At 56.0% G+C, this 24,595-nt stretch carries 27 protein-coding genes, 2 tRNA genes and 1 pseudogene; 9 read left to right on the top strand and 21 right to left on the bottom strand.

From position 1 onward, the window contains the following. Positions 1 to 139: 139 nt before the first annotated feature. Together ABDK75_RS06055 and ABDK75_RS06050 are read left to right on the top strand one after the other, a co-directional pair. Positions 140 to 706, top strand: a complete 567-nt coding sequence (locus ABDK75_RS06055) for a DedA family protein (protein WP_064273192.1) — start codon at positions 140 to 142, stop codon at positions 704 to 706. Positions 707 to 710: 4 nt separating this feature from the next. Then, positions 711 to 1,775 carry an ATP-grasp domain-containing protein gene (locus ABDK75_RS06050; RefSeq protein WP_346005226.1) on the top strand — a complete coding sequence of 355 codons (1,065 nt, stop codon included), beginning with the start codon at positions 711 to 713 and terminating at the stop codon, positions 1,773 to 1,775. Between the two features lie 6 nt (positions 1,776 to 1,781). On the opposite strand, the gene ABDK75_RS06045 is transcribed toward ABDK75_RS06050, so the two are convergent. Then, positions 1,782 to 2,246 carry an MlaD family protein gene (locus ABDK75_RS06045; RefSeq protein WP_046901483.1) on the bottom strand — a complete coding sequence of 155 codons (465 nt, stop codon included), beginning with the start codon at positions 2,244 to 2,246 and terminating at the stop codon, positions 1,782 to 1,784. Between the two features lie 128 nt (positions 2,247 to 2,374). Between ABDK75_RS06045 and ABDK75_RS06040 the strand changes: the two genes are divergently transcribed. Together ABDK75_RS06040 and ABDK75_RS06035 are read left to right on the top strand one after the other, a co-directional pair. Further along, entirely contained in the window at positions 2,375 to 3,217 is an 843-nt protein-coding gene (locus ABDK75_RS06040; RefSeq protein ID WP_346005225.1) for an undecaprenyl-diphosphate phosphatase, read from the top strand. A gap of 39 nt (positions 3,218 to 3,256) precedes the next feature. Then, a complete protein-coding gene (locus ABDK75_RS06035) occupies positions 3,257 to 4,786 on the top strand; it encodes an amino acid permease (RefSeq protein WP_346005223.1) in 1,530 nt (509 codons plus the stop codon). Between the two features lie 27 nt (positions 4,787 to 4,813). Here ABDK75_RS06035 and ABDK75_RS06030 read toward each other — a convergent pair whose 3' ends face one another. Both ABDK75_RS06030 and ABDK75_RS06025 read right to left on the bottom strand, forming a co-directional pair. Continuing rightward, complete coding sequence (locus tag ABDK75_RS06030) at positions 4,814 to 5,746, bottom strand: GIY-YIG nuclease family protein (protein WP_346005222.1); 933 nt, start codon at positions 5,744 to 5,746, stop codon at positions 4,814 to 4,816. A 149-nt stretch (positions 5,747 to 5,895) separates the two neighbouring features. Beyond that, positions 5,896 to 7,083, bottom strand: a complete 1,188-nt coding sequence (locus ABDK75_RS06025; RefSeq protein ID WP_064273188.1) for a mechanosensitive ion channel family protein — start codon at positions 7,081 to 7,083, stop codon at positions 5,896 to 5,898. A 174-nt stretch (positions 7,084 to 7,257) separates the two neighbouring features. On the opposite strand from ABDK75_RS06025, the gene ABDK75_RS06020 reads away from it, so the two are divergent. Beyond that, positions 7,258 to 7,332 (top strand) — tRNA-Met (locus tag ABDK75_RS06020). A 72-nt stretch (positions 7,333 to 7,404) separates the two neighbouring features. After that, positions 7,405 to 8,274, top strand: coding sequence for a glycosyltransferase family 2 protein (locus tag ABDK75_RS06015; RefSeq protein WP_346005221.1), 870 nt, complete (start codon positions 7,405 to 7,407; stop codon positions 8,272 to 8,274). Positions 8,275 to 8,314: 40 nt separating this feature from the next. On the opposite strand, the gene ABDK75_RS06010 is transcribed toward ABDK75_RS06015, so the two are convergent. Both ABDK75_RS06010 and prmC read right to left on the bottom strand, forming a co-directional pair. Beyond that, the gene (locus ABDK75_RS06010) at positions 8,315 to 8,749 is read right to left on the bottom strand and encodes a DUF4167 domain-containing protein (RefSeq protein WP_373687787.1); all 435 of its coding nucleotides are present in this window, start codon (positions 8,747 to 8,749) and stop codon (positions 8,315 to 8,317) included. A 259-nt stretch (positions 8,750 to 9,008) separates the two neighbouring features. Further along, positions 9,009 to 9,857 (bottom strand): peptide chain release factor N(5)-glutamine methyltransferase, encoded by an 849-nt coding sequence (gene prmC, locus ABDK75_RS06005; RefSeq protein WP_346005220.1) that lies wholly within the window; start codon positions 9,855 to 9,857, stop codon positions 9,009 to 9,011. A gap of 30 nt (positions 9,858 to 9,887) precedes the next feature. Between prmC and ABDK75_RS06000 the strand changes: the two genes are divergently transcribed. Next, positions 9,888 to 10,346: a hypothetical protein gene (locus ABDK75_RS06000; protein WP_064273185.1), complete on the top strand. Its 459-nt coding sequence runs from the start codon at positions 9,888 to 9,890 to the stop codon at positions 10,344 to 10,346. 4 nt (positions 10,347 to 10,350) lie between these two features. Here the strand turns inward: ABDK75_RS06000 and prfA are convergent, their stop codons facing one another. From prfA to ABDK75_RS05970, 6 genes are all read right to left on the bottom strand, one after another. Continuing rightward, positions 10,351 to 11,412: a peptide chain release factor 1 gene (prfA, locus tag ABDK75_RS05995; protein WP_099212338.1), complete on the bottom strand. Its 1,062-nt coding sequence runs from the start codon at positions 11,410 to 11,412 to the stop codon at positions 10,351 to 10,353. 3 nt (positions 11,413 to 11,415) lie between these two features. Next, on the bottom strand, positions 11,416 to 12,657 hold the full coding sequence (gene hisS, locus ABDK75_RS05990; protein ID WP_346005219.1) for a histidine--tRNA ligase: 1,242 nt from the start codon (positions 12,655 to 12,657) through the stop codon (positions 11,416 to 11,418). Further along, the gene (ispG, locus tag ABDK75_RS05985; RefSeq protein ID WP_046901473.1) at positions 12,657 to 13,808 is read right to left on the bottom strand and encodes a flavodoxin-dependent (E)-4-hydroxy-3-methylbut-2-enyl-diphosphate synthase; all 1,152 of its coding nucleotides are present in this window, start codon (positions 13,806 to 13,808) and stop codon (positions 12,657 to 12,659) included. Before ispG ends, hisS begins: the two co-directional genes overlap by 1 nt. 61 nt (positions 13,809 to 13,869) lie before the next feature. Further along, a complete protein-coding gene (locus ABDK75_RS05980) occupies positions 13,870 to 15,105 on the bottom strand; it encodes a RodZ domain-containing protein (RefSeq protein WP_346005218.1) in 1,236 nt (411 codons plus the stop codon). A gap of 16 nt (positions 15,106 to 15,121) precedes the next feature. Beyond that, entirely contained in the window at positions 15,122 to 16,156 is a 1,035-nt protein-coding gene (locus tag ABDK75_RS05975; protein ID WP_211503934.1) for a nitronate monooxygenase family protein, read from the bottom strand. A 5-nt stretch (positions 16,157 to 16,161) separates the two neighbouring features. After that, the gene (locus ABDK75_RS05970) at positions 16,162 to 17,484 is read right to left on the bottom strand and encodes an aspartate kinase (RefSeq protein ID WP_408874408.1); all 1,323 of its coding nucleotides are present in this window, start codon (positions 17,482 to 17,484) and stop codon (positions 16,162 to 16,164) included. Between the two features lie 175 nt (positions 17,485 to 17,659). Here ABDK75_RS05970 and ubiG point away from each other — a divergent pair, with 175 nt between their 5' ends. Next, positions 17,660 to 18,415, top strand: a complete 756-nt coding sequence (ubiG, locus tag ABDK75_RS05965) for a bifunctional 2-polyprenyl-6-hydroxyphenol methylase/3-demethylubiquinol 3-O-methyltransferase UbiG (protein WP_211498132.1) — start codon at positions 17,660 to 17,662, stop codon at positions 18,413 to 18,415. A gap of 41 nt (positions 18,416 to 18,456) precedes the next feature. Here ubiG and ABDK75_RS05960 read toward each other — a convergent pair whose 3' ends face one another. The 8 genes and pseudogenes from ABDK75_RS05960 to ABDK75_RS05925 all read right to left on the bottom strand — a co-directional run bounded on the left by ABDK75_RS05960 (position 18,457) and on the right by ABDK75_RS05925 (position 22,935). Then, complete coding sequence (locus ABDK75_RS05960; RefSeq protein ID WP_064273179.1) at positions 18,457 to 19,728, bottom strand: lactonase family protein; 1,272 nt, start codon at positions 19,726 to 19,728, stop codon at positions 18,457 to 18,459. Between the two features lie 105 nt (positions 19,729 to 19,833). Then, positions 19,834 to 20,310, bottom strand: a complete 477-nt coding sequence (locus tag ABDK75_RS05955; protein WP_046901467.1) for a DUF2147 domain-containing protein — start codon at positions 20,308 to 20,310, stop codon at positions 19,834 to 19,836. Then, positions 20,311 to 20,568: a glutaredoxin 3 gene (grxC, locus tag ABDK75_RS05950; protein ID WP_099212323.1), complete on the bottom strand. Its 258-nt coding sequence runs from the start codon at positions 20,566 to 20,568 to the stop codon at positions 20,311 to 20,313. It abuts the gene before it with no gap. Between the two features lie 7 nt (positions 20,569 to 20,575). After that, positions 20,576 to 21,052, bottom strand: a complete 477-nt coding sequence (locus tag ABDK75_RS05945; protein WP_346005856.1) for a hypothetical protein — start codon at positions 21,050 to 21,052, stop codon at positions 20,576 to 20,578. Between the two features lie 87 nt (positions 21,053 to 21,139). Further along, positions 21,140 to 21,349: pseudogene (locus ABDK75_RS05940) on the bottom strand (double zinc ribbon domain-containing protein); the annotation flags it as partial. A 9-nt stretch (positions 21,350 to 21,358) separates the two neighbouring features. Next, positions 21,359 to 21,541 carry a DUF3553 domain-containing protein gene (locus tag ABDK75_RS05935; protein WP_346005217.1) on the bottom strand — a complete coding sequence of 61 codons (183 nt, stop codon included), beginning with the start codon at positions 21,539 to 21,541 and terminating at the stop codon, positions 21,359 to 21,361. Positions 21,542 to 21,754: 213 nt separating this feature from the next. Further along, the gene (gene galU / locus ABDK75_RS05930) at positions 21,755 to 22,633 is read right to left on the bottom strand and encodes a UTP--glucose-1-phosphate uridylyltransferase GalU (RefSeq protein ID WP_099212317.1); all 879 of its coding nucleotides are present in this window, start codon (positions 22,631 to 22,633) and stop codon (positions 21,755 to 21,757) included. A 216-nt stretch (positions 22,634 to 22,849) separates the two neighbouring features. Continuing rightward, positions 22,850 to 22,935 (bottom strand) — tRNA-Leu (locus tag ABDK75_RS05925). 57 nt (positions 22,936 to 22,992) lie between these two features. On the opposite strand from ABDK75_RS05925, the gene lipB reads away from it, so the two are divergent. Continuing rightward, positions 22,993 to 23,694, top strand: coding sequence for a lipoyl(octanoyl) transferase LipB (gene lipB, locus ABDK75_RS05920; protein WP_174694821.1), 702 nt, complete (start codon positions 22,993 to 22,995; stop codon positions 23,692 to 23,694). Here the strand turns inward: lipB and ABDK75_RS05915 are convergent. Next, entirely contained in the window at positions 23,675 to 24,268 is a 594-nt protein-coding gene (locus tag ABDK75_RS05915) for an outer membrane lipoprotein carrier protein LolA (RefSeq protein WP_346005215.1), read from the bottom strand. The two genes, lipB and ABDK75_RS05915, sit on opposite strands and share 20 nt — an antisense overlap. Continuing rightward, positions 24,265 to 24,555 (bottom strand): BolA family protein, encoded by a 291-nt coding sequence (locus tag ABDK75_RS05910; protein ID WP_346005214.1) that lies wholly within the window; start codon positions 24,553 to 24,555, stop codon positions 24,265 to 24,267. Before ABDK75_RS05910 ends, ABDK75_RS05915 begins: the two co-directional genes overlap by 4 nt. Positions 24,556 to 24,595 lie beyond the last annotated feature (40 nt).

Raw genomic sequence — 24,595 nt, 5'->3', positions numbered from 1 at the left:
GCTAGCAACCTGTGATGCTCCCTACCAGTCTTCCGCAAAACCTTTCGAGCATTCTCCGGTCAAAACGCCCGGCGTGAGATTGTCGCCAGCGCGCTGACATGCGACATCAACGTTCCATGATCATGGAACATCCCGCGGCATGATAGCCATTGGCCCCGCCCTGGCGTCACAGCCTGCCTGGCTGAAAGCAGTCAGCATCATTGTGGGGACCTTTATCCTCGAAGACGTGGCAACCGTTCTTTCCGGAGTGGCTGCGCGTGCGGGGCATGTCAGCATCGCCCTGGCCCTGGGGGCACTCTGGTTTGGCGTCGCAATCGGTGATCTCGGGCTATATGGCCTAGGGGCCGCTGGTGCACGCTGGCCCCGTCTTCGCCGCTTCCTGACGCTTCCCAAGCAGGAACGAACGCAGGACTGGTTTTCCAAGAATGTCATCCGCATCGTCGCCATCTCCCGCTTCGTGCCCGGCGCGCGCCTCCCGCTCTACACAGCCTGCGGCTTCTTCCACGCACCGTTTCTGCGGTTTGCCCTGACAGCAGTGCTCGCCACCCTTGTGTGGACAACACTGCTGTTTCTGCTGGCCATGCGCATTGGCGGCTGGCTTCTGGCGCATCAGGGAGGCTGGCGCTGGGCCGGACTGGCGGGATTTGTTCTGTGTATTGTTGTTGTCGGGCGCCTGATCGCCCGTATCCAGACCGTGAGCCAGTAACCGAATGTCCAAAACAGAGACTGAACAAAATCCCCTCTCGCTTTTCGAGTTCTGGCCCGGTTCCATCTTTTACACGCCCATCGTCCTGTACTGGATCGCAATGGGCCTGAAGTACCGGGATCTCAGCATTCCGACGGCCGCCAATCCGCGCATCGAGACCGGTGGTCTTTGCGGAGAGAGCAAGTCTTCCATTCTCGACATGGCTGGCCCAATCGCCCAGGAGGCTATTGCCCCTTACGCTGTTTTTGCGAGTGGCATGGGCGCGCTGGATCGTGCGCTGGCCGCGATGGAACAGAAGGAGCTATCATTTCCGGTAGTGGTCAAACCCGATATTGGCTGCAACGGAACAGGCGTGAAACTCGTCCGCTCCCGGGAGCAACTCGAAAACGTTCTTCCTCAGTTCCCGAACAACGTTGACCTGATGGTGCAGGAACTCATCGACTATCCCGTCGAAGCCGGCCTGTTTTACATCCGCCATCCCGATCAACCGCAAGGCCGCATCACGTCGGTAACATACAAGGAAGCCCCGGTTCTCACGGGCGACGGACATTCCACCATCGAGGAACTCATCATGAGTGATCCTCGCATGGGTCAGGTTCCGCAAATCTATCTTCCGCGTCTGGCGGGGCGGGAAAAGTCCGTTCTGGCAGAAGGGGAAGTTCTACCCCTCGTGTTTGCTGGCAATCATTGCAAAGGGTCTGTCTTTCGCGATGGCCGGGCCGATACCACCCCAGAACTGACAGCGCGCCTGGACGCCATCATGAAAGACGTCCCGGACTTCTATTTCGGCCGTGTAGACGTGAAGGTTCCGTCGGTTGAAGCTCTGCAGCGCGGAGAAGGCCTTCGCATTATCGAAATTAACGGTGTCGGCTCCGAAGCAATCCATATCTGGGACCGCCGCACGACCCTGTGGGAAGCGTATCGGGCACAGTTCTCACACTATCACCAGACCTTCCTTATCGGCGCGGCCAACAAGGCGCGTGGATGGAAGACATCAGGCGCTTTCGGAATGCTGCACTCCTGGCGCAAGCAGCGCCGTCTGCTGGCGTCCTATCCAATGAACGACTGAGGAAACTCAGTTCCCGAGTTTACCACCGCCAAAGATATAGTTGCTGACCTGCTGCTCCAGCGAAAGCTGGTCGCGGGTGTCCTTGATGACCCCGCCAGCAGACAGCGTCTTGGGGTCTTTCCCCGGTTCAATCTGAAGTGCGTTATCAGCCGTCATGCTTGGCGCACCGATACCGACGGCCGTATCAACCGGAAGATTGAGCTGCTGATCAACGGAAAACGTCACGTCAGCCATCTGGGTTTGTGGGTTGAGGCTGATCGACTGGACACGCCCCACCGTCACCCCGGCGAGATCAACATCCGCCCCGGCTTTTAAGCCATTCGCTGAATTGAACTGCGCATGCATGACGATGCTGTGCTGAACCGGCCCCTTGCGAAGCTCACCGCCATAAACAAGAAAAGCCCCGGCAACGAGAAGCACAAGACCGCTTGCCAGAATGGCGCCACCGCGTCCGCTGTATCCTGCCTTCATGTGGTGCCTCAACTTTCAAAAAACCCGGTAAGCTGGCGAGTTAGTCTTCCCCCACAGCATGGTCAAGGTTGCGTCCCTTCGCGCCATCAGGCAAGTGACTTCCTTTTCCGCCCATCCGTGCAGGCTCCATGACGCTTTTTCAGGCCATCATTCTCGCCATCGTTCAGGGCATTACTGAGCCCTTTCCCGTCAGTAGCCTCGGCCATGCCGTTCTGCTGCCCGGTATCCTTCACTGGAACCTGGATGAACATTCGGAAATGTTCCTGCCATTCCTGACAATGCTGCACGTCGGAACCCTTGTGGCTCTGGCCGGTGTCTTCTGGCGCGACTGGATGGCCATCCTTCGCGGGATGCTCGGTCTGCACGGCCGATACAACCAGCTTGAATCGATTCGGGTTTTTGGTCTTCTCGTCATCGCGACAATCCCGGCCGTCATCTTCGGTGGGCTTTTTGAACATAGCCTGCGCTCCATATTCGGGGCGCCTCTGGCCGTCGCAGGCTTTCTGGTTCTGAATGGCCTGCTGCTTCTGGTCACGGAATGGCTCCGCAGACAGCGCGGACAGGCGGATCACCGTCCGATTTCTTCCCTGTCTCCCAGGGATGCTCTGATTATCGGGTTCTGGCAGTGTCTTGCACTGTTCCCTGGTCTGTCGCGTTCAGGCGCCACCATGAATGGCGGTCTTCTGCGCGGACTGGATCATGGAACCGCCGCCCGCTTCTCGCTGCTCATGGCTCAGCCGGTCGTTCTGGCAGCGACCGTCAAGGAAGGCTGGCAGATGCGGCACATGACGATTTCCCATGACGTGATGTTTCAGTGCGTCGTGGGAGCCATCGCTGCCGGCATCACAGCTCTTATCTGTTCTCTCCTGATGTTGCGCTTCTTCCGCAATCATGACGAATGGGCTCTCAAGCCTTTCGGCATCTACTGCATTGCTGCCGGCCTGCTGGCAGGCGTTCTCATCGTTCTATAAACCTTTCCAGACGCCGCTTTTCCCGGCAGATTAGGGATCATGCCACTTCCGATACAATCCAGCTCATCCGCCTCAGCCACGGCTGCCCGTCGAAAGAGTCTCGAACAGATCATGTCCGAGAATGAAGCGCACGGGTTGAAACGCAGCCTCACGGCCACGCAGCTTATTCTGCTGGGCGTGGGCTCCACCATCGGCGCAGGCATTTACGTCATGACTGGAACGGCTGCTGCCGAATATGCAGGGCCATCTGTTCTTGTTTCGTTCGTAGTGGCCGCCCTCGCCTGCCTCTTCACCGCGTTCTCATACGGCGAGCTGTCATCCACGCTTCCGGTGTCAGGCTCGGCATACTCCTACGCTTACATCTCCATGGGGGAGAAAGTGGCTTGGATCGTGGGGTGGCTGCTCCTTCTGGAATACGGAATTTCCTGTGCAGCCGTCGCCGCCGGACTGTCCGGTTATGCGTCGTCTCTCCTTGCCGTTTTTGGTATCCATATTCCCGCCAGCCTTACTCAGGCGACGTTGCAACCCGTCCCCGGCTCGGATGGCACTGCCATTAGCGCTGGCTGGCGACTGGATCTTATCGGCCTGACGGCAGTCTTTCTGGTAACCGGCCTCTTGGTGCGTGGCATTGAGGAATCTGCCCGCGTTAATACGCTGATCGTTATCCTGAAGGTCGGTGTTCTTGGTTTGTTCGTCGCCTTCGGCATCCATGCTATTCACCCCGCAAACTGGCACCCGTTTATTCCGCCCAACGAAGGTGGCTTTCACTACGGTGTCAAAGGGATCTTCCGGGCAGCGTCGATCATCTTCTTCGCTTATGTCGGATTTGAAGCCGTCTCGACTGCGTCAGCAGAAGCGAAGAACCCGACACGGGATGTTCCCATCGGGATTATCGGCAGCCTTCTGATCTGCACGATTGTTTACATCATCGTTGCTGCAGTTCTTCTCGGGATCGTCCCTTACCGAGACCTGGATGTTCCGGACCCACTGGCCATCGCTGTGCGCGCAATGAACACGCCCTGGCTATCCATTTTCATTAATGTGGGCGCAACCATCGGACTGTGTTCCGTTCTAATGGGGCTGATGTATGCCCAGTCGCGTGTGCTCATGACAATGAGCCGTGACGGCCTGATCCCCTCGCTGTTCGGCAAGGTTCATACCAAATTCCGCACCCCTTGGCTCGGCACGATCGTTCTTGGGATCATCGTTGCCATCATGACGGCAACGCTCCCCATCGACATTATCAGTGATCTCGTTTCAATCGGTACAGCAGCGGCTTTTGGTATCGTGTGCTTTACGGTCATTTGGCAGCGGAACACACGGCCGGATCTGCATCGGCCTTTCAGTGTCCCCTTGGGCGGGTTCCGGGTGCGTGGTTTCTGGATTGGTATAACACCACTGCTGGGGATTATTTTCTGCCTGTTCATGACCATTCCGCTCGTCACGGACATGATCCACTCCGTTGCCAACGGTAATCCCGTGCCGCTTATTCTACTCACCGGCTACGTCATTCTCGGCATTGTCACATATGTATTTTACGGACGGCGCAATTCCACAATGGCAGGGTGAAAGTCTCGTCTCACGGCAGAATAGCGTTTATTCGGCAACGCTTTCTTCCGTGGAGCCATAGCGGCCCATGGCTGCACCAAGAGACACACCGACGCTGTTTTTCCATTCAGACCATCCATTAGCCGACCGCCCGAGCAAATAAGCGGCGGATGAGCTTGGGGATTTGTAAAGCGTGTCACGGGTATAGATGACACGACTTTCCTCCACCTTCAGAACGCCTTGATCAATTAAATCTTGCCGCTTTTGATAGTATCCGTTTTTCAGAAACGCCTCGGAGACCTCTGTTCTCCCGTACGATCCAGCGAGAACTACAAGACCTTCCTCAGTATATTGCGCCCGGCCATTCACTCCGGATGCTCTGCAATAAAACTCCTGTTCCACATCTTCCGATGCCACAGGATTATAGGTGTGATGCGGAGTAATGACTGGAGTTTGAACAACACGAGTCCTGATCAATGGATCAAAGAGCGGATAGCCCAGCGTCGTCAGCAAAATATCGAATGTTTCAAAGATTTCCCGGCATTCGGCTTCCATCGTTGGTGGCGTATGCGGCTTGGTACCGATCGTACCGTTATCCAACTCAAAGCGTTGCGCATTCGCGGCGCGAGTGATTGACAACCATTCCAGATAATAAGCGTGCGTCAGCGTCAGGCTCTGCGTCAAAGATAACGCCACAACTGCGCGGTTCCAGAAGTCCTTCTTCTCATTGTGCTGCTTCAGGCGCGTACCCAGGTTTCCTGTTTGCCCCACATAAGCCATAGGCACGGAAGTCTGTTCATTCTCGCCGAAAAGAACATACACACCAACAAACCCGGCTTCAGGCATCGCCAAAAAGGCCTCAAGGCGCGCTCGGGGAATTTCAATCACCTGCACAATACGTGTGGTAATAGCTGCTGTACGAATGCCCTGCGGGTCACCTGACGGAAGAAAGATCTGAATGGTTTGAGGATGTTCCGACATAACTTCTTCAGTCCTGCACAAGATCCGGCATTCATGTTTCAAACAGAAATACTCAATTCCGACGTAACAGCCATAAGCTGATCAAGCCAGATGCAGAACGGCTACGTCCCTCAAAAGAAAAAACCACCGCCGAAGCGATGGTTTCTGTCTCAGGCCCCCGGTGTTCCAGGGCCCATATAACTTCCCGGCGGCGGCCGATCGATCTTTGGAGACAAAAGCTCGCTTGGCCAGGCCTCAGCCCCCGGTCGGGGTGGCATCATGGCAAATCGTGCCCGCGGTAGAGCCTCCGGGCACTCTTCCCTGATCCGTGCGATAATCTTTTCCCGGATATCACACCTCAGATCCCAGCTCTGAAGAGCATTGCGTGCACTGGCGATAATACGGATCGACATCACCTGAGAGTTACAGTCCGCCACCTGCGCATCAAAAACCTTACCGTCCCAAAGCGGGCATGTGCGGATGATCTCATTGAGCATCTCCCGGATGCGATCCATTGGCGCCTCATAATCGAGCCATAGAAACACAACACCGATGATCGCCGCAGAATTATGCGTCCAGTTTTCGAACTGGTTTTCCAGGAAGTAAGAGATCGGTACAATATGACGGCGCCAGTCCCACACCCGCAGCACAACATAGGTCGCGTTGATTTCCTCAACCCAGCACCAGTCACCATTGATGATGACGAGATCTTCCATACGAATGGGCTGGGTCACGGCAATCTGCACGCCTGCAATCAGATTGGTCAGCAAGCCACGCGCAGAAAGACCCACGATCAGTGACGCGGCTCCAGCCGAAGCAAAGAGCGACACACCATACTGTTTCACGGACGGGAACAGCATAAGGGCAGACGCCACGGTCACAATGCCCACCATGATTTCCGTCAGCCGCCTCAGAACGCGGATCTGCGTCTGATGCGTACGGATCATGATGTCGTCGGTCTGTTCTCTTGAAGAAAGCCGGTTGAGATACGCTTCCGTCATGATCCGAAAAACGATAATGGCAGAAAAGCCAAACGTCAGAACCAGCAGGAACAGGAAAAAGAGTCTGAGGTTCTGTTCAGTCTCGTAGGCAAAGCCTGTCACGGCAGGCAAAGCCGCAATCATCGCTAGCAGTGCGATCATAATCCGTGTTGGACGCCGAAGCGCAGCCACGATCCGGCGGATCAGGGCACCACTTCGGGAGCCGGGGATCCGCAACGTCAGGGACGTTACGAGATTACCGCAATAAAAAGCCAGAATACCCACGACCGCGAGCATCAGAACAGAAACAACGGCTGCCGGAAGCCACGTAAAATAAGACCTTACGGCAAACAGCGTGCTGACGAAGTGCTGCGTCACTAGGCAGGAAGCTCCATATCAAGAGGGAATTGAGGGATTCAGAAAACCATAACAGATATGACCATTGTAAAAAATGCGGTGACTAAAATCCTACATTTTCCTTTTGATAACGTGTTGACACACCAACAGATCCCCCTTAAAAACCCGCCTCAACGCCGGGTTGCCCGGTGGGATGGCGGTGTAGCTCAGTGGTAGAGCAGGGGAATCATAATCCCTTGGTCGGCGGTTCAAATCCGTCCACCGCTACCATCCATATTTTCCTAAAATTAAATAAAAATCTTTCAGGTATCTGATCTGAAAGCATTTTTGTATCATGTTGACATGATCAAGAAGCCTCTTGCCGTCGTCACCATGGCCTATAATGAACCAGAACATCTTCAGATCTGGCGTCGGCATTATGGCGCTCAGGTCGGCGAAGCGTCATGTTACGTTATTGACCATGGCTCCAGTGATGGCTCGACGGATCATCTTGGTCAGGTCAACAGGATCCGAATTCCCCGCTCTCCTCAGGATGACGAACGACGCACGCGTGCCATTGGCGCATTCTGTGCCAGTCTTCTCGAATGGTATGACAGCGTCATTTACAGTGATGTGGATGAGCTTCTCCTGGCAGATCCTGCCATCTACCCGTCCCTCACCCATTTTGCCATTGCCAATAGTAGCCCTGTCGTCACAGCCACGGGGCTGGATGTCATCCATCTGCCCAACAGCGAGACTGACTTCGATTATAGTCGGCCGGTTTCAATCCAGCGGCAGCATTTACGATTTTCGAGTGCGATGTGTAAGCCGGTACTCATCCGCGCCGCGGTGACGTGGGCTCCTGGCTTTCATTGCTGCAAAGAAGTCAGCCCTCAGCTGACAGCGCCGCTATTTCTTTTCCACCTGCGTTACGCCGACCTTGCCTCAGGCCTCAGGCGTCTGAACCGAACCCGAACGCAGCCTTGGAGCTCAGAAAGTGCCGGCCAGCACCAGCGCCTCCTTGATCAGGACTGGGAAAACATGCTCCGCAACATGGCAGGCCTCCCGATAGTCCACCCAACATTCGATCAGCATGACCAGCGGCTGAAGAACTGGCGTCATGCCGTCGAACAAAGCGCAATTGACCGCGATCGTGACCAGTACCGGCTCGACCTCCACATCAATGGAACCGAGCTCTGGCACCTCCCCGAACGGTTTGTAGGACGGATATAAAAAGAGCCGGACCTTTGCAGGTCCGGCTCTTTTTTAAATCTTATTCAGCTTCGGCTGAAGCGTCCTGAGGTCGCTGGGCCTCGAAGGAAGGCTGTTCGCCACCTTCACGGTCGCCACCCTGATAATTTTCTTCGCCATGTGGCTCACGACGATCTTCATAAGCGCGCTGACGCTGCGCCTGACGCTCGTTGCGCTCCTGCTGACTCTGCTGGGCCGCCTGATTCATCGCATTCAGAATGCGGAAATAATGCTCGGCATGCTGGAAATAGGCTTCCGCAAGAATACGGTCCCCGGTTCCGGTGGCATCCCGACCAAGCTGGAGATACTTCTCGAAAAGCTGCTGAGCAGTTCCGCGAATTCTGAGGTCCGGGCCATTGCTGTCAAACACATGGTTGCGGTTCAGAGGGGTCTGGGAACTACTTGTGCGTGGTGTCCCGCCGCCTGCACGATGATGCCGGCCTCTTATACGCTTCATATTCATCGACCCGTGATGCACTTTCCTGATGGCGGGCCCCTCTTCTGCCCTTGCAGAAGGATGCATCCGCCGCTGTCGAAAAGACGTCTGTCTATCTCGCTGTGGCTGGACACTGGCCAGCCTTCTCATCTGTTACCGGCTTACTGAAAGACGGCCAACAGGAGCAACTCCGTGAGGAAAAAACCGCCATTACGGCTTTCACTCCAAAACGTAGCTTTTGGGTCATACCAACTCTCAGCCCTTAAGCCAACGTCTTTCCTCAGTTTTCTGTCCGCTGCAGAACAAGAGCGCGTGCAATGCCCCCCAGATCATCCTGCCGCACGACCTCTTTCAGCCCTTGACGGCTCCCCAGTTCGGACACAGCATCGATCTGCCCAATGCCCATTTCCAGAATGGCATGCCCCCCCGGAACAAGCAGTCGAGGCAACGCGTCACACAACAACCGATAGGCATCCAGGCCGTCCGTTCCTCCATCCAGCGCCCGGGCAGGCTCATAACGCGAGACCTCCGGCATCAGGTCGGGCACGTCAGCACTCTCGATATAGGGCGGATTGGAAATCACGACATCAAACTGCCCGTTCAGGGCAGAATCCCAGTTCCCTGCCAAAAATGCACTGCGTTTTTCCAGTCCGTTCCGAACCGCATTCCGCTGGGCCAGAAGCGCCGCTCCAGGTGCAAGATCAACGCCGACCCCCCACGCCCGGGAATATTCTGAAAGTGCGGACAACAGTAGGCATCCTGTCCCCGTCCCAAGGTCCAGCATGCTAAGAGCCTCCGCCTTGTCCGGTCGAACGATCAGGAGCGCTTCAATCAGAGCTTCACTGTCTCCCCGGGGAATCAGCGTCTCGGGTGACGTAAAAACATCAAGAGTCCAGAACCCCGTTTCACCCGTAATGAAAGCCAGAGGTTCGCGAGACGCACGCCGCTGAACAGCCGCCTCAAAGCGATTCGCTTCATCCTCCGAAAGAACGTTCAGAGCGAACAATCCAGCCAGATCACGATACGTGGCCCAAGACAGCAGCAATCGGGCTTCACGACGAGGATCTTCAAGTCCAGCCTGCTGCAAGACCACTGCTGCACGCTGAAGAATGTCATCTTTTGCAGTCATTTTGTCAGTGAACCTGCTATACCTGTGATCATGAAGTCCAAACGTGCATTTTTCTTCTCGGTCCTTCTTCTGGGATGCGCCCTGCATTCAGCCAGCGCCCAGTCTGAACTTCCTGGCACCTTCACCGTCACCGATGAACGTGCCCCTGAAGAAATCTCCGAAGTCTCTCGCCTTTACCTGAATGGTAACCTGGTGGCGACCTTCCGCCTCGGCTTATCCAAATCACGAGAAACCCAAACCATCACGCTGCCTGCCGGACGCAACGATGTTGACTACGCCCTGTGCGGCGAAATCACCATCATGCACAACGGTCATCAGGAAACGCATCAGGTCAGCAGCGACGGGCAGCTTCATAGCCCGCAAGACCATGCCCTGGATGCTGTCGGAAGCAATAATTTCACAGACTTTTTTTTGGTAGACTACAACGACCCGTCCGTCGCCACTCATCGGCATGGACGGGCTGCTGTTTGCGCAGTTCCCAGCAGCTGAGGCTTTAAAAGCCTTCAGCAGCTAGAAGCTCTGTCTGTTCTTCACGCGTCAGCGCGTCGATAATCTCATCAAACTCGCCCGCCATGATGCGTTCGATCTTGTAGAGCGTCAGATTGATGCGGTGGTCCGTCACACGCCCCTGCGGGAAGTTATACGTCCGAATCCGCTCTGACCGGTCCCCTGTTCCGACCTGAGAGCGCCGATCAGCGGCACGGGATTCATGAGCAGCTGATCGCTGCCGCTCATACAGACGTGCACGGAGGATTTTCATCGCCTTGGCACGGTTCTTGTGCTGGCTCTTTTCTTCCTGCATCGCCACTACGACGCCGGTAGGAATATGCGTAATGCGAACGGCACTTTCCGTCTTGTTGACGTGCTGCCCGCCCGCGCCCGACGCACGATAAACGTCAATCCGCAGATCGTCGTCATTGATCGTGACGTCCACTTCCTCTGCTTCCGGCAGAACAGCAACCGTCACCGTGGACGTATGAATGCGCCCCTGGCTTTCAGTCGCCGGGACACGCTGTACGCGATGCACGCCAGACTCATACTTCAGGCGAGCAAACACGGAACGGCCGGAAATCGTTGCCATGCCATCTTTCAGGCCTGCAACTTCATTCTCGGCATATTCCATGACTTCAAAACGCCAGCCATTCTGCTCCGAAAACCGGCGATAGGCATCGAAAAGCTGGGCGGCAAACAGCCCCGCCTCATCACCACCTGCCGCCGGACGAATTTCCAGAATGGCGCTACGCTCATCCGCAGCATCTTTAGGAAGAAGAGCGAGTCGGAGATTGTGCTCCAGTTCAGGAATCTGGGCTTCAATCTCTTCCAGCTCAGCCTGAGCCAGTTCCTTCATTTCCGGGTCAGAAAGAAGAGCTTTGGCTCCATCGCGCTGTGTGTCGGCGTCCTGCCAGGCCCGGATCGAAGCAACGACAGGCTCGAGTTCTGCATACTCCCGTGAGAGACGCGTGAACTCTTCCCCCGTCGCCTCACCTGCTGACATCAGAGCCTGAATTTCCTCCGACCGCGCAACAATTCGCTCAAGCCTGTCGTCAAATGCCACGTGTCAGGCGCCCTTCAGTGCCTGAACCAGATCCGCAACAGATACTTCCTGCTGATCACGCGTTCCCAGATCACGAAGCTGCACGACATCGCGCGCAATTTCTTCATCACCCAGAACAACCGCATGAGATGCACCGGACTTCACGACGCGCTCCATGCGCTTCTTCATGTTCCCACGTGTCTCAATTTCAGCACGCAGTCCCGCTTCGCGCAGGGACCGGGCAATCGCAGCACCTTTGAGAAGAGCCTCGTCTCCCATAGGAACAATTGCAATTCCAGCAGGAACAGCAGGCGCGTCCTCAAGCAGCAGGGCCAGACGCTCGATACCACCGGCCCAGCCAATTGCCGGAACAGCAGGACCGCCCATCTGCTCAACCAGACCTTCGTAGCGTCCCCCAGCCAGAACAGTGCCTTGAGCACCCAGCTTCGTCGTCACAAACTCGAAAGCCGTGTGGCTGTAGTAATCAAGGCCACGCACAATCCGCGGGTTCTCGACAAACTTCACGCCAAATGCCGTCAGATAAGACCGCAGGTCGTCCCAGAATTTACGAGAATCATCGTTCAGATAATCCGCAAAAGCAGGGGCATCGGCCAGCAGCGCACGATCCTGCTCGGACTTGCTGTCCAGAATGCGCAGCGGGTTTACCTCAAGACGCACACGGCTTTCTTCAGAAAGCGCATCTGCGTGCTGACGGAAATACGCCACCAGAGCCTCGCGCCATGCCTGTCGGGACGCAATATCCCCGAGCGTATTGATTTCCAGAACAACATGCTCTGAAAGACCAAGCGCTTTCAGAATGTCGTAGGCCATCGTGATGACTTCGGCGTCTCGCAGAGGACCTTCTGCGCCCAGCAGCTCCGCACCAATTTGATGGAACTGGCGATAACGCCCCTTCTGCGGGCGCTCGTAACGGAACATCGGCCCGTGATAAAACGCCTTCTGAGGTAAGGACTGGGTCAAGCCGTTCGTCACAAGAGCACGACAGATTGAGGCTGTGTTTTCGGGACGCAGCGTAATGCTCTCGCCGCCCCGGTCCTCAAAAGTGTACATTTCCTTGGAGACGACATCGGAGGTTTCCCCGAGTGTCCGGGAGAAAACCCGTGTGTCTTCGAAGATGGGGGTGCTCCACTCTTCAAAGCCATAGGTTTCCAGAACAGCTCTGGCCGTCTGCACCACATGGTGGTGACGGCGCATCGTGTCGCCAATAAGGTCGTGTGTGCCGCGAGGTGGCTGCAATCCTGACATCAGTGAGCCGCCGGGTCCAACAACTTGGCTGCTTCAGCTTCTGTCTGAGCCTTGTCTGCCTCAATAGCGGCAACCTTGGTCTCAACCAGGTCCACAATGTGCTCGATCATGTCTTCTGCTGGCATCGTATGGTCCTGACGACCAGCCGAATAGACCATATGACGACCTGAGCCACCGCCAGTCACGCCGATATCGGTCATCAGGGCTTCACCCGGACCATTCACAACGCATCCGATGATGGAGAGCGTCAGTGGCGTCTTGATGTGCTGGAGGCGATCTTCCAGCGTCTGCACCGTCTCAACCACGTTGAAGCCCTGACGTGCACAGGACGGGCAGGAAATGATTTTCACACCACGATGACGCAGGCCAAGGGACTTCAGAATATCCCAGCCCACCAGCACTTCTTCTTCCGGTGCTGCAGACAGTGAAACGCGCATGGTGTCACCCACGCCCGCCCAAAGCAGATTGCCCAGACCGATGGAGGACTTCACCGTACCGGCACGCTTGGAGCCAGCTTCCGTGATGCCGATGTGCAGCGGATGGTCACAGCAGTCTGCAAGCTGCTGATAGGCCGCAACCGCCATGAACACGTCAGACGCCTTCACGCTGATCTTGAACTCATGGAAATCATGGTCCTGAAGGATCTTTGCGTGCTCCAGAGCACTTTCAACAAGGGCTTCCGGGTTAGGCTCACCGTACTTTTCCAGAAGGTGCTTTTCCAGCGAGCCAGCATTCACACCGATACGGATGGAACAGCCGTAATCCTTGGCGGCGTTCACAACTTCACGTACGCGCTCGGCACTGCCGATATTGCCCGGATTAATACGCAGGCAAGCCGCACCAGCCTTCGCGGCTTCGATCGCGCGTTTATAGTGGAAGTGAATGTCCGCAACGATCGGCACGTTCACTTCATGAACGATTTCCTTCAGAGCGGCCGTGCTGGCTTCATCCGGACAGGACACACGAACGATGTCCACACCTGCCAGTTCGGCGAGACGGATCTGGTCAATCGTCGCCTGCGCGTCAGACGTCAGGGTATTGGTCATGGTCTGCACGGAGATCGGCGCATCACCACCGACCGCAACCTTGCCGACATGAATCTGGCGCGACTTGCGACGCTCGATGTGCTGATAGGGGCGGTAGCTGCTCATGATTTACCTCTTCGTGCCCGGGATAACCGGGTCCTTTGGGTCAGGGGCGTTACCCCCCTGTTTAATGCGATGGAGACGATTGATCCAGTTGCCGGGCATTCAGATCGTCAGCAGAAACTTCTGCGGAAGGCGTAGGAGCTTTTTTAGGGCGACGTATTACAGGCTTCACAGCAGGCGCCGCAGACGAATCATCTGGTGCGGCCGCAGTCGACCCGTCAACACTTTGCTCGGAAGGAGTAGCCACCACGGCAGACGGCTGTGCCGGAAGAGCAACACCATTGCCGAATGCACCTGAGCGGATGGCATCCGCTGTAACTTCAACATTCCGGCGCACTTCGCCCTGACGACCAAGTGGCGCGCTCGTGCAGCCATCTGTCGAAAGGACAACACCACCCGCATTGCCGAAAGACATTCGGAACGGCGCTGCAGACGCGTCACCCTGCCAGCTCTCGCCTGCCTTGAGCACGCGAGACACAAGAACATGACCGTCCTTGTCCTTCACCTGCATCCAGACAGGCGCCAACAGACGCACGACAACAGCCCCGACGGGGACAGCTGGAGCGGGAGTTTCAGCAGGAACATCTGTAGCGGGGCCAAACTGATCCGTATTGTTTGGCGCGCCGTCATCCTCTTCTGCGCTCGGCAAAGGAGGTGCTGGCGATGCTGCAGGCGTTGCAGACTCAGTCGGTGCAATAACCGGCTGCGACGCCGGAGCGGGCACGACAGGAGCGACGGACGCAGGAAGTGGATCATGCGGCAGAGAGGGATCGGGAGTTGGTGCCCTGCCTGGCATGACAGACGCCACCTGAGGAGAGGTGGTCGCAGACGTCGCAGCACCTGGCATCAGTTCCGCAACAGCAGGAATGCGGCGATCTGCCGGACTGTCATGCGAGGCAAACCGATACCACCCAGCATAGGCCGCCACGACAACAACAAGCCCTGCTCCAACCAGCAGACCAATGGGCAGCCCGCGCTCACCCTCAGGCTGCGGAAAGACGAGATCCGTCTTCCGATTGACGACCCCGCGATATTCTCGACGGAAACGAGCAACCAACCCATCTGCGTCTAACTGCATGGCGTGGGCATACGTCCGCAGGAAGCCGACAGCATACGCCACACCTGGCAGAGACGAGAGATCATCAGCTTCAAGCGCAACCAGCAGACGCGCCCGGATGCGTAACCACTGCGCAACGTCATCTATCTGCCATCCCAACTCCTCCCGTCGCGTACGCAGAATCGTGCCAACACTGGGCTGATCTGAGCGAAGCGGCATCGGACGGTCGGAGGGAGGAGACATGGCTGATAAAACCTGATCAGGCAGAAGCGTGAACGCGATCTTCCCGCTTCGCAATGGCTTCGACAGCCTGCTCAACGAGTGTGGCAATGATTTCGGAAACCGGACGGACTTCCTTGACCATACCAACAGACTGGCCAGCCATGACAGACCCGTTCTCGACGTCACCCTCGATTACGGCACGACGAAGTGCACCAGCCCAGAAGTGCTCGATGGAAAGCTGAGCATCTTCCTTGCTGACACCACCGCTCTGGAACGTGCGGATCGTCTCTGCCTGATGCTTCAGGAAGCCACGACTTCCAGCATTGGCAAGACCACGAACCGGAATGACCGGAAACTGCTCATCAAGCTGCACGGATGTCACAGCGTCCCGGGCATTGGCCCGCAGGAACGCCTTCTTGAAGTTCTCGTGCGCGATGCTTTCCTGAGAAGCGGCGAAAATCGTTCCAAGCTGTGCACCGGAAGCGCCCTGCTCAAGGTAGGACACGATGGCATCACCACGGCCCAGACCACCAGCAACAAAGACAGGAACATCCTTGATGTGCGGCAGGATTTCCTGCGCCAGAACCGTCAGGGACACCGGTCCGACATGGCCACCAGCTTCCGAACCCTCGATGATGAGCGCTTCGATACCGAGCTTCACCAGACGCTTGCCCAGTGCCAGCGCAGGCGCGAAACCGATCGCACGGGCTCCGCCATCACGAACACGCTTGATGATGGCACTTGTCGGCACACCACCAGCCAGAACGACGTGGGATACGTTATGTGCGAGGCACACATCCACCAGACGCTCTAGCTCAGGATGCATGGTGATGAGGTTCACACCAAACGGGCGCTTCGTCAGAGCCTGCGTGGCAACGATTTCTTCCTCAAGGCGCTCCGGCGTCATCGCACCACAGGCGATCACGCCAAAACCGCCAGCATTGGAAATGGCGGAGACAAGATTGCGCTCGCTCACCCAGGACATCGCACCGCCAAGAATGGCGACTTCGCTGCCCAGGAAGTCACATCCCGGCTTCCAAAGGCGGTTCAGGGTCTCGCGGGCGTCCGTCATTGCACTCACGTAGAGGGTTCCTCTTTCTTGTCCAGCCCGTACGCGGTGTGCAGCGCACGCATCGCAAGCTCTTTGTATTCCGAATCAATCAGGACGGAGATCTTGATTTCGCTGGTGGAAATCACCTGCACATTGATCCCACGTTCCGCCAGCGTAGCGAACATGGTCGCAGCAAGCCCGGCATTCGAACGCATACCAACACCCACGACGCTGATCTTCACCACATTGTGGGATGTCTCAAGCTCGCCATACTGGATGATGCCATGAGCACTTTCCAGAACGGCGCGGGCAGCAGCCTCATCGCTTTTACCGACCGTGAAGGTCATGTTCGTCATGCGGTCAACGCCCGTGCTCTGCACGATCATGTCCACATTGATGTTTGCGGCAGCCAGAGGTCCGAAGATGGCCGCTGCGATGCCCGGACGATCCGGAATACGCCGGACGGAGAGCTTTGCTTCATCATGCGAGCTGGCAATGCCCGCAACCAGTTCCTTCTCCACGATCTCGTCCTCATCCACCACAATCGACCCACTGTCATCATCTGTCTCGGAGAATGACGACAGCACACGTACACGGACCCCTTCACGCATCGCCAGCCCAACACTGCGGGTCTGAAGTACCTTGGCGCCTACGGAAGCGAGTTCAAGCATCTCTTCATAAGTGATGCGATCCAGCTTCCGCGCACGCTTCACGATACGCGGGTCCGTCGTATAAATTCCATCAACATCCGTATAGATGTCGCATTGATCCGCATGAATCGCGGCGGCAATAGCTACAGCAGATGTGTCCGATCCGCCACGCCCAAGTGTGGCAATCCGGTTTTCCGGACCAACTCCCTGGAAGCCGGCAATAACCGGCACAATCCCATTATCAAGGCATTTCAGCAGTTCCGTGCCGTCAACGCCATCAATGGATGCTTTCCCGTGCGCATCATCCGTCACAAGCGGGATCTGCCAGCCCTGAAAAGAGCGTGCCGGAACGCCCAGTGCCTGTAGCGCAATGGCCACAAGACCGCTCGTAACCTGCTCGCCAGACGCTACAACGGCATCATATTCCTTCGGGTCCGCCAGCGGATCGAGTTCGGAACAGTATCCGACCATCTGATTGGTCACACCGGCCATGGCAGACACAACAACAGCCACCCGACGCCCAAGCGCGTGCTCAGCCTTGACCCGCTGCGCAACGATCCGAATGCGTTCAATATTTCCGACGGACGTGCCGCCGAATTTCATGACGATCGTTTTCCGTTTCCCGCTATCCACAGACATGGAAAGAGTATCGGCACGACCCGAAATCTGGTCGTGAACGGGAGTATCGGACATGGACATCGCGGATAAGGCTCCAGTACGTGTCTGGCGTTGCGCGCTCGGGTCTGGCATCGGATACGGCACAAAACAGATTTGCCGGCCGGTCTTCTGAACAGACTCTGCCGGTCCACATACTCGTCTCGCCACGCCGCGTCCAGCCGACGGCATCATGCGGGCACACAGAAGGACAGTTCTGATGGCCTCAGAAACCGTTTCCGGAAGCACCTCACATCGCTCTTCCGTTTCCGATTCCGAAATCGCCCATTTCAGTGCGCTGGCCAAGGACTGGTGGAATCCACGTGGCCCGATGGCCCCTTTGCATGCCATGAACCCCCTGCGGACGGACTGGGTCGCCTCCCGAACGACCTCTCTCAAGCCTTCCGAAGGAAAACGCCTTTCCCTGCTCGATATTGGCTGTGGCGCAGGCCTCGCCAGCGAAGCTTTTGCAAAGCTGGGGTTCGAGACACTCGGCCTTGATGCAAGCCCGGACGGGATCGAAGCCGCCCGTGCCCATCAGGCTACCTACCCGCTACCACCGAGTGCCGCACCTCTGACTTATCGTAATGGCAGCGCGGAAGATCTGGTCGAGGAAGGCGCAGAATTCGACGTGGTTTCAGCTCTGGAAGTCATCGAACACGTCAACGATCCGCAGGATTTCCTGCACATGCTTGCAACCCTGACCCGCCCGGGTGGCATGGTTGCCGTCTCTACAATGAGCCGCACACCGCGTTCGTTCGCGATGGCAAAGCTGGGCGCGGAATACCTTCTGCGCATGCTGCCTGTGGGCACACATGACTGGAAGAAATTCATCAAGCCGGAAGAACTGGCAGCCATGGCCCGGAACGCCAGCCTGCGCATGACCGATATTGCCGGCATGAGCTACCTGCCCCCGCGCTGGCGCACGACCCGCGACACCGGCGTGAACTACATCGCCATGTTCACGAAGGGCTGAAATAAAAAAGGCGCTCCGAAGAGCGCCTTTTCCATTGAATGTCAGACCTGCGTATTCATGAACGCAAACGTCGTCGGGCTACCGACAGGCGTGAAGTTCTCAGTAAACGCAAGCTGCCCGGTGTTCTTGTCCACCTTGAAGGACGTCACCGCATCCGAGCGCTGGTTAGCGCAGAACAGGAACGTTCCAGACGGATCGAACATCATGGCGCGGCCATAATCGGCATGCATCCAGACTTCATCCTGCAGGGACAGCGTTCCGTCCGCGGCAATCGCGAATACCGCGAGTGAATCTCCCAAGCGGTTAGACGCATATACGTACTTTCCACTGGCAGAAATCAGGATTTCCGCAGCCAGCGTTGACCCTCGGAAATGAGGTGTGACGGTGCTGACAGTCTGGATATTCGTGATTGTACCCGTCAGCGGATCAAAGCTGGACACGACAATCTTCGAGTTCTGCTCACACAGATTGTACATAATGCGCCCCGAGTGATTGAACTCGAAGTGACGCGGCGCAGACCCCGGCTCCATATCGTAATACGGTGTTTTTGCCGAAATGAGCTTCCCAGTCGCCAGATTCAGCGTCCAGACATAAACTCGATCCAGACCCGCATCATCCGCGATCACGAAGCGACCGCTCGGATCGGAACGAATCATGTGCGGATGAGACCCGGAATGGTCAGAAACGGCAAAGTTGCCTTGCGGATTATCCGTTGCACGCTCTGGCTGACGCGGCCCCGTATTATGCACCACATCGGTTGCCTCACCCAGCGATCCATCGCTACGGATCGGCAGGACTGCAACACAGCCACCCACATAGTTTGCGACCAGAACATAACGACCTGAATGATGAACACTCAGATGCGCTGGCACAGCTCCACCGGAACTGACACTGTTCAGCTTGCGCAGGGAACCCGTCTTCTGATCGACAGCAAAAGCCGTGACAGATCCGTCTCCGGCCTTATTGTAGTCGTCGATCTCACTCAGCGCATACAGAAAATGGTTATCTGCGGAGAGCGTGATGAACGAAGGACTGGCAATGTCCGTGTAGGTCGTGATTGGCGTCAGAACGCCTGAATCCCGATCCATCTCGAACACGGCAATGCCCTGCCCATTTCCAGCACCACCTGCAGGGGCATGCTTGGTGTACCCCCCGACAAAACATACTGTTTTGGACACCAGCTTGGGCAACGGCGGAGGAACAGGGACAATTTTTGGTTCGTCAGCAGCATAAGACGTGCCTGCCACGCTGGCGCCAACCGCACCAGCAGCCAGCCCGAGCGCAAAATCGCGGCGGGAAACAGTGTGGGACATAGTGGTTCCACGGTCCTTTCAGTTCGGCAGAATCAGAGACCTGAGATTGGCCTGCATGTTCCTGGCAAACCATATCAGAGAGATATGACCTGCCATTGTAGTTTCTCAGTGAGGCTGCGGAGGCATCTTACACTGTGGCCCGAATGAGCCTCCGGTATATCGCGTCCAGGTCTCGGTCTGACCCAACAGAGGCATTCCAAGAACAAAGCCACGCAGCTTTAGAACATTTGGCTCGGAGAGCCAGATGTACGCCTGATAGATACGTCCGCTCCGAGGATCAAGGATGTGACCCCGCCATTTCTGGTCTTCTGCTGCGACAAAATCTGTCAAAATCCAAAGATGGCATTCTGCTCGGCCCCAAACGTCCTTGGGCATCTCCCCGTCATAGTCCATTCCGACGAGCTTGCCGCACAGGGCATTGCCGCAGTGCTCGATCGAGAAAACACCGTCTTTACCCGCGGATAGCCAAAGGCCTAGCTCTGACGGCGTAGTCGCTGCCTGAGAGACTGCCGGCGCCTCAGCGTATCCCATGAAGGGCGTCAGGCAGAGTAATGCACCTGCGAAAAGCCGTCCCCAGCGCATTCAGGCACCGCCAAGCAGAGAATCAAGCCGTCCGGCGCGATCCAAAGCCATAATGTCGTCACAGCCCCCCAGAGATTGCCCATTCACAAATACCTGAGGGACAGTCCTGCGCCCCGAACGGCTCATGGATTCTTCACGCTCTCGGGTTCCGTGTGGCGCGTTAATCTCCTTAAAGGCCACACCTTTTGATCTTAGAAGATCGACAGCGTGAACACAGTAAGGGCATCCCGGTTGGGTAAAGATTTCAATTTCTGACATAAAGTTCTTACTCCTCGGGATACGGAACGTCCTGTTCATCGCCTTTGCAGGTCCGCGCTGCAACAAGAATATCCACTGACAATGCCCCGGCCTTCAAAAGAGCACCAGTGCAAACAGAAGCCGTGGCACCGGTCGTTAGCACGTCGTCCACTAGAAGAACGGCCTGCCCTTCAATGCGTTTTTCCCGCCCGGCGCGGACAATAATCGTATCGGCAATTTCCATTTGACGCTCTTTGGCGGACAAGCGCGCCAAGGGTCTGGTGGGCTGCCGACGCGTCAGTCCGTCAGCAAGCAGCGTAATCCCCTTTCTTCGAGACAAACCATGCGCCAATAGAGCGGCCTGATTGTATCGCCGCCGCCACAATTTGGTTCGGTGCATCGGTACGGGAATTAAAACGGTCGCCTGATCCAGCAAGGCAGAACCTGCCCGAGACATTTCCTGCACAAGAATATGTGCGTTTTGAGTCCGATCGGCATATTTCATGGGCAGGATAAGGCGCCGGGACCAATCATCATATTCAAAGGCAGCACGGGCAGATCGCCAGGCCGGGGGGCACAGTTGACAGGATACACAGGTTTTCTGCGTCCCTCCAAAAGCTTCACCAGGCAGAGAAACGCCACATTTTTCACAGCATGGAAAAATAATTCTCTTTGCCTCGGCAAAGCAGTCAGAACAGAACACGCCGTTCGTCATGACGTCTGCTCCGCACACTCCGCACACTGGAGGAAGGAGAACGTCCAGAGCACTGCGGCCAAGCTTCGAGAATAGAGAACGAGCCAAAGGCTGGAATCAGCCTTGAACCAGTTTCAGCTCCACACGTGACGCATCAATCAGAACTTTTCCTTCGTTCTGAAAATTAACCGTAACACGCTCACCAATTGCCGATTGCACCTGCCCCCATCCCCACTCAGGAAAATCGGGATGCTGCACAATCTGACCTGGCTCTAGAAAAGACTGAAATGGCATGAACATGACACTCTTCATGCCATGAGATTTGCATCACTGCACAGCGTTTTCGCAAAAACGAAAACGCGAAAAAAACATTTGAAATGATCAGATGTAAATTTGTATCGAGACCTAAAATAGAAAAAGGAAGGGCATTGCCGCAATTAAACGACAACACCCTTCCTCACGTATTTAAATCAGACCCAACATCATCAGCAGATAATGCTGTTTCCCAAGATGTCAGACGACGTCGACATATTTCTTGAGGAAAGCTTTAACCGCATCGCCGAGGTCAGGGCGGTCAATGGAGAAAGCAATCTGTGCTTCCAGGAAGCCAGCCTTGTCACCACAATCGAAACGCGTGCCTTCGTAACGCAGTCCGTGGAACGGAACATGCCCGATCATCTTGGCCATAGCGTCCGTAAGCTGCACTTCATTACCAGCACCGCGTTCCAGCTTGGCAAGATGTTCCATCACATCAGCCGTCAGAACATAGCGACCGATAATGGACAGGTTTGAAGGAGCGTCTTCAGGATTCGGCTTTTCAACCAGTCCTTTGACCTCAACGAGCTTGCCGTCATCGGCGCCCACGTCGAGGATACCATACCGATTTGTATGCTCACGCGGCACTTCCGTTACCGCGACAACATTTCCACCGGTCTGGTTGTAAGCATCCACAAGCTGAGCAACGCAGCTGCGGCCACTTTTCACGATGTCGTCCGGAAGCAGAATTGCGAATGGGTCGTTTCCGATAAAGGAACGAGCACACCAGATTGCATGACCAAGACCTAGCGGCTCTTGCTGACGCACAGCGACAAGAGATCCTGCCTGCACGCTGCTTGGCTGAAGTGCTTCAAGCGCACTTTTTTTGCCACGCTCCCTCAGCGTTGCCTCAAGCTCGTAAGCAATATCGAAATAATCGATCAGGCTGTCTTTGCCGCGCCCTGTGACAAGACAGAATTCTTCGATACCAGCTTCACGAGCTTCGTCGATAGCATACTGAATCAGAGGCTTATCGACGACAGGAAGCATTTCCTTCGGCATAGCCTTGGTGGCCGGAAGGAAGCGCGTTCCCAGTCCTGCGACGGGAAGGACTGCTTTCTTTAAGGGCTTGATCACGAAACCTCACACATCAGCCAGAATATCATTTGATTACTGAGCACAAAGCTAGCAGCGTTCAAATGAAAACATAGTCAGGCATAACGGTGGACGAACAGTCTGGCAATAAAATGGCACAGAATAAAACACCACACTGGATGCCTTAACATCGGCATTCAGGGTGTTTTTTATAATTATGATTTTTTCGAGATTTTTTCCATCAGCTCCGAAGAGTGATGGTGCGGCCGAGAAGACTCGAACTTCCACGGGGTTGCCCCCACAAGCACCTCAAGCTTGCGCGTCTACCATTCCGCCACGGCCGCCCCGTGACAAACCGTCTTGTGTAGTGCAAGACCGTCCGGTGAGGGGCGATATAGCTGATGCCTGAAACGAGAGCAATGACCAGAAACGATATTTGTGAAGAAATTTTGTGGAAAAAATCCGACGGGCTAACACCCTACCCTGATGCTCTGGACTTCATGGCCACCCGCTCGCGCCAGATTCACGATGGAACAGCTGATCCCGTCGTCTGGCTCGTAGAGCACCCCCCTGTCTTTACGGCCGGAACGTCTGCTAAGCAGCAGGATCTTTATAACCCACATCACTACCCGACGTACGAAGCGGGCCGAGGCGGGCAGTGGACGTATCATGGCCCGGGACAGAGACTTGCTTATGTTCTTCTAAACCTCAGCCAGCCCAATGGTACAATACCTCCCAGGGATCTTCGTGCCTTTGTGAAAGGACTTGAAACCTGGATCATTGAAACTCTTAGCCGCCTAGGAGTAACGGCCTTTACGAGAGAAGGACGTATCGGCGTCTGGAGTTTTGATCCTCTCACCGGCGAGGAAGCCAAGATCGCAGCGCTTGGTATCCGGGTCAGCCGCTGGGTCAGCTGGCACGGCGTCTCGATCAATCTTGATCCGGCCCTGGATGACTTTGACGGCATCGTACCCTGCGGAATCCGGGAATTTGGTGTCACCAGCCTCAGGCGCTTCAACCCGGCTCTTTCCATGGAAGAACTGGATCGTGCGCTGGCCGCCTCCTGGCCAGCGCATTTCGGATCTATCCCCCGGGAGGAGTAAAGACGGTAGGGGTTACTGTTACCCCCTCCACTACATTCCCTAGAGATACGCTGAAATGATTCTGCCGGGCATCCACACCCTGCAGACCAATGAGCAGCAGTTTTCCAGCCGTATCGGAGAATTGGAGCGTCAACAGCCCTTGGGAAGGGTTGTCCGCCTCAGCAACCGAAACCTGAAGCGATCCCTGCCCGCGCCGCACGTCAGTCACCTGAATCCCACGGTCAAACCGAATCGGGTAATGAAGAAGGAGCCCCAAAGGGTTTCGCTTCAAGGACAGGTGGGTAACTGCCCCGCTATCCATGTCATCCAGAACCAGATGACCATCCCCCGCAACCAGTTCCATCGTATGCGGCGTCACGTAATCCAGTCGCAGATGACCGGGCATATAGACGAATCGTCCAGCGCTCATCCCATTATCGGGGCCAGTCTGATTGAACGACGCCTGCATCCCGGTCACGCCGTTCATGTAGGTTTCAATTCTGTGCACATCCGCCTGCTGGTCTGCAGGAAGGTGCCCGTACCCACTTGTGGCGCAGCCAGATAGAAACAGAAGAGCCAGAAGGGCACGCTTCATGGAGTGGTTTCTCCGTGGAGAACAAGAGACAGGGCATGTAGTCCTGTTTCAAACTCCCCGGCGAGCAATCCGTTCACCAAGCGATGCCGGGCAATCCGGTTCAATCCGTCAAACTTCGCACTGGTGATGGCGACATTGAAATGCGTTTCTCCTATACTCCCCAAAGCTTTTGCTCCTGCATGATGGGCATGCCGGGCACTGTCATCCTGAATTTCAAGGACGCTCGGCGCCAGTTCCCGCTGGAGAATTTCAGCTATTCGATCCCGTCTGGTGAGGGGCTGCGTCATGGTCAATTAAATCCGACTTGGTTTGTCCGCTTGCATCAAA

Origin of the sequence: Gluconobacter sp. OJA, assembly GCF_039638325.1 — a bacterium.
In the GTDB taxonomy this organism is placed as follows: Bacteria; Pseudomonadota; Alphaproteobacteria; order Acetobacterales; family Acetobacteraceae; genus Gluconobacter; species Gluconobacter cerinus.
This window is presented reverse-complemented; position numbering and strand designations above follow the sequence as displayed.

Bases quoted from the DNA above. Each gene is read 5' to 3' on its own strand.
- ABDK75_RS06000 (WP_064273185.1), top strand. From the start codon at position 9,888: ATGAAGTCCAAACGTGCATTTTTCTTCTCGGTCCTTCTTCTGGGATGC.
- grxC (WP_099212323.1), bottom strand. From the start codon at position 20,568: ATGTCAGAAATTGAAATCTTTACCCAACCGGGATGCCCTTACTGTGTT.
- ABDK75_RS05960 (WP_064273179.1), bottom strand. From the start codon at position 19,728: ATGTCCCACACTGTTTCCCGCCGCGATTTTGCGCTCGGGCTGGCTGCT.
- ABDK75_RS05945 (WP_346005856.1), bottom strand. From the start codon at position 21,052: ATGAAATATGCCGATCGGACTCAAAACGCACATATTCTTGTGCAGGAA.
- prmC (WP_346005220.1), bottom strand. From the start codon at position 9,857: ATGACTGCAAAAGATGACATTCTTCAGCGTGCAGCAGTGGTCTTGCAG.
- ABDK75_RS05975 (WP_211503934.1), bottom strand. From the start codon at position 16,156: ATGACGGACGCCCGCGAGACCCTGAACCGCCTTTGGAAGCCGGGATGT.
- ABDK75_RS06055 (WP_064273192.1), top strand. From the start codon at position 140: ATGATAGCCATTGGCCCCGCCCTGGCGTCACAGCCTGCCTGGCTGAAA.
- ispG (WP_046901473.1), bottom strand. From the start codon at position 13,808: ATGAGCAGCTACCGCCCCTATCAGCACATCGAGCGTCGCAAGTCGCGC.
- ABDK75_RS06010 (WP_373687787.1), bottom strand. From the start codon at position 8,749: ATGAAGCGTATAAGAGGCCGGCATCATCGTGCAGGCGGCGGGACACCA.
- ubiG (WP_211498132.1), top strand. From the start codon at position 17,660: ATGGCCTCAGAAACCGTTTCCGGAAGCACCTCACATCGCTCTTCCGTT.
- ABDK75_RS06050 (WP_346005226.1), top strand. From the start codon at position 711: ATGTCCAAAACAGAGACTGAACAAAATCCCCTCTCGCTTTTCGAGTTC.
- ABDK75_RS06040 (WP_346005225.1), top strand. From the start codon at position 2,375: ATGACGCTTTTTCAGGCCATCATTCTCGCCATCGTTCAGGGCATTACT.
- ABDK75_RS06035 (WP_346005223.1), top strand. From the start codon at position 3,257: ATGCCACTTCCGATACAATCCAGCTCATCCGCCTCAGCCACGGCTGCC.
- lipB (WP_174694821.1), top strand. From the start codon at position 22,993: ATGCCTGAAACGAGAGCAATGACCAGAAACGATATTTGTGAAGAAATT.
- ABDK75_RS05980 (WP_346005218.1), bottom strand. From the start codon at position 15,105: ATGTCTCCTCCCTCCGACCGTCCGATGCCGCTTCGCTCAGATCAGCCC.
- ABDK75_RS06015 (WP_346005221.1), top strand. From the start codon at position 7,405: ATGATCAAGAAGCCTCTTGCCGTCGTCACCATGGCCTATAATGAACCA.
- ABDK75_RS05970 (WP_408874408.1), bottom strand. From the start codon at position 17,484: ATGTCCATGTCCGATACTCCCGTTCACGACCAGATTTCGGGTCGTGCC.
- ABDK75_RS05910 (WP_346005214.1), bottom strand. From the start codon at position 24,555: ATGACGCAGCCCCTCACCAGACGGGATCGAATAGCTGAAATTCTCCAG.
- ABDK75_RS05915 (WP_346005215.1), bottom strand. From the start codon at position 24,268: ATGAAGCGTGCCCTTCTGGCTCTTCTGTTTCTATCTGGCTGCGCCACA.
- ABDK75_RS06030 (WP_346005222.1), bottom strand. From the start codon at position 5,746: ATGTCGGAACATCCTCAAACCATTCAGATCTTTCTTCCGTCAGGTGAC.
- ABDK75_RS05955 (WP_046901467.1), bottom strand. From the start codon at position 20,310: ATGCGCTGGGGACGGCTTTTCGCAGGTGCATTACTCTGCCTGACGCCC.
- ABDK75_RS06045 (WP_046901483.1), bottom strand. From the start codon at position 2,246: ATGAAGGCAGGATACAGCGGACGCGGTGGCGCCATTCTGGCAAGCGGT.
- hisS (WP_346005219.1), bottom strand. From the start codon at position 12,657: ATGTCAGGATTGCAGCCACCTCGCGGCACACACGACCTTATTGGCGAC.
- ABDK75_RS05935 (WP_346005217.1), bottom strand. From the start codon at position 21,541: ATGTTCATGCCATTTCAGTCTTTTCTAGAGCCAGGTCAGATTGTGCAG.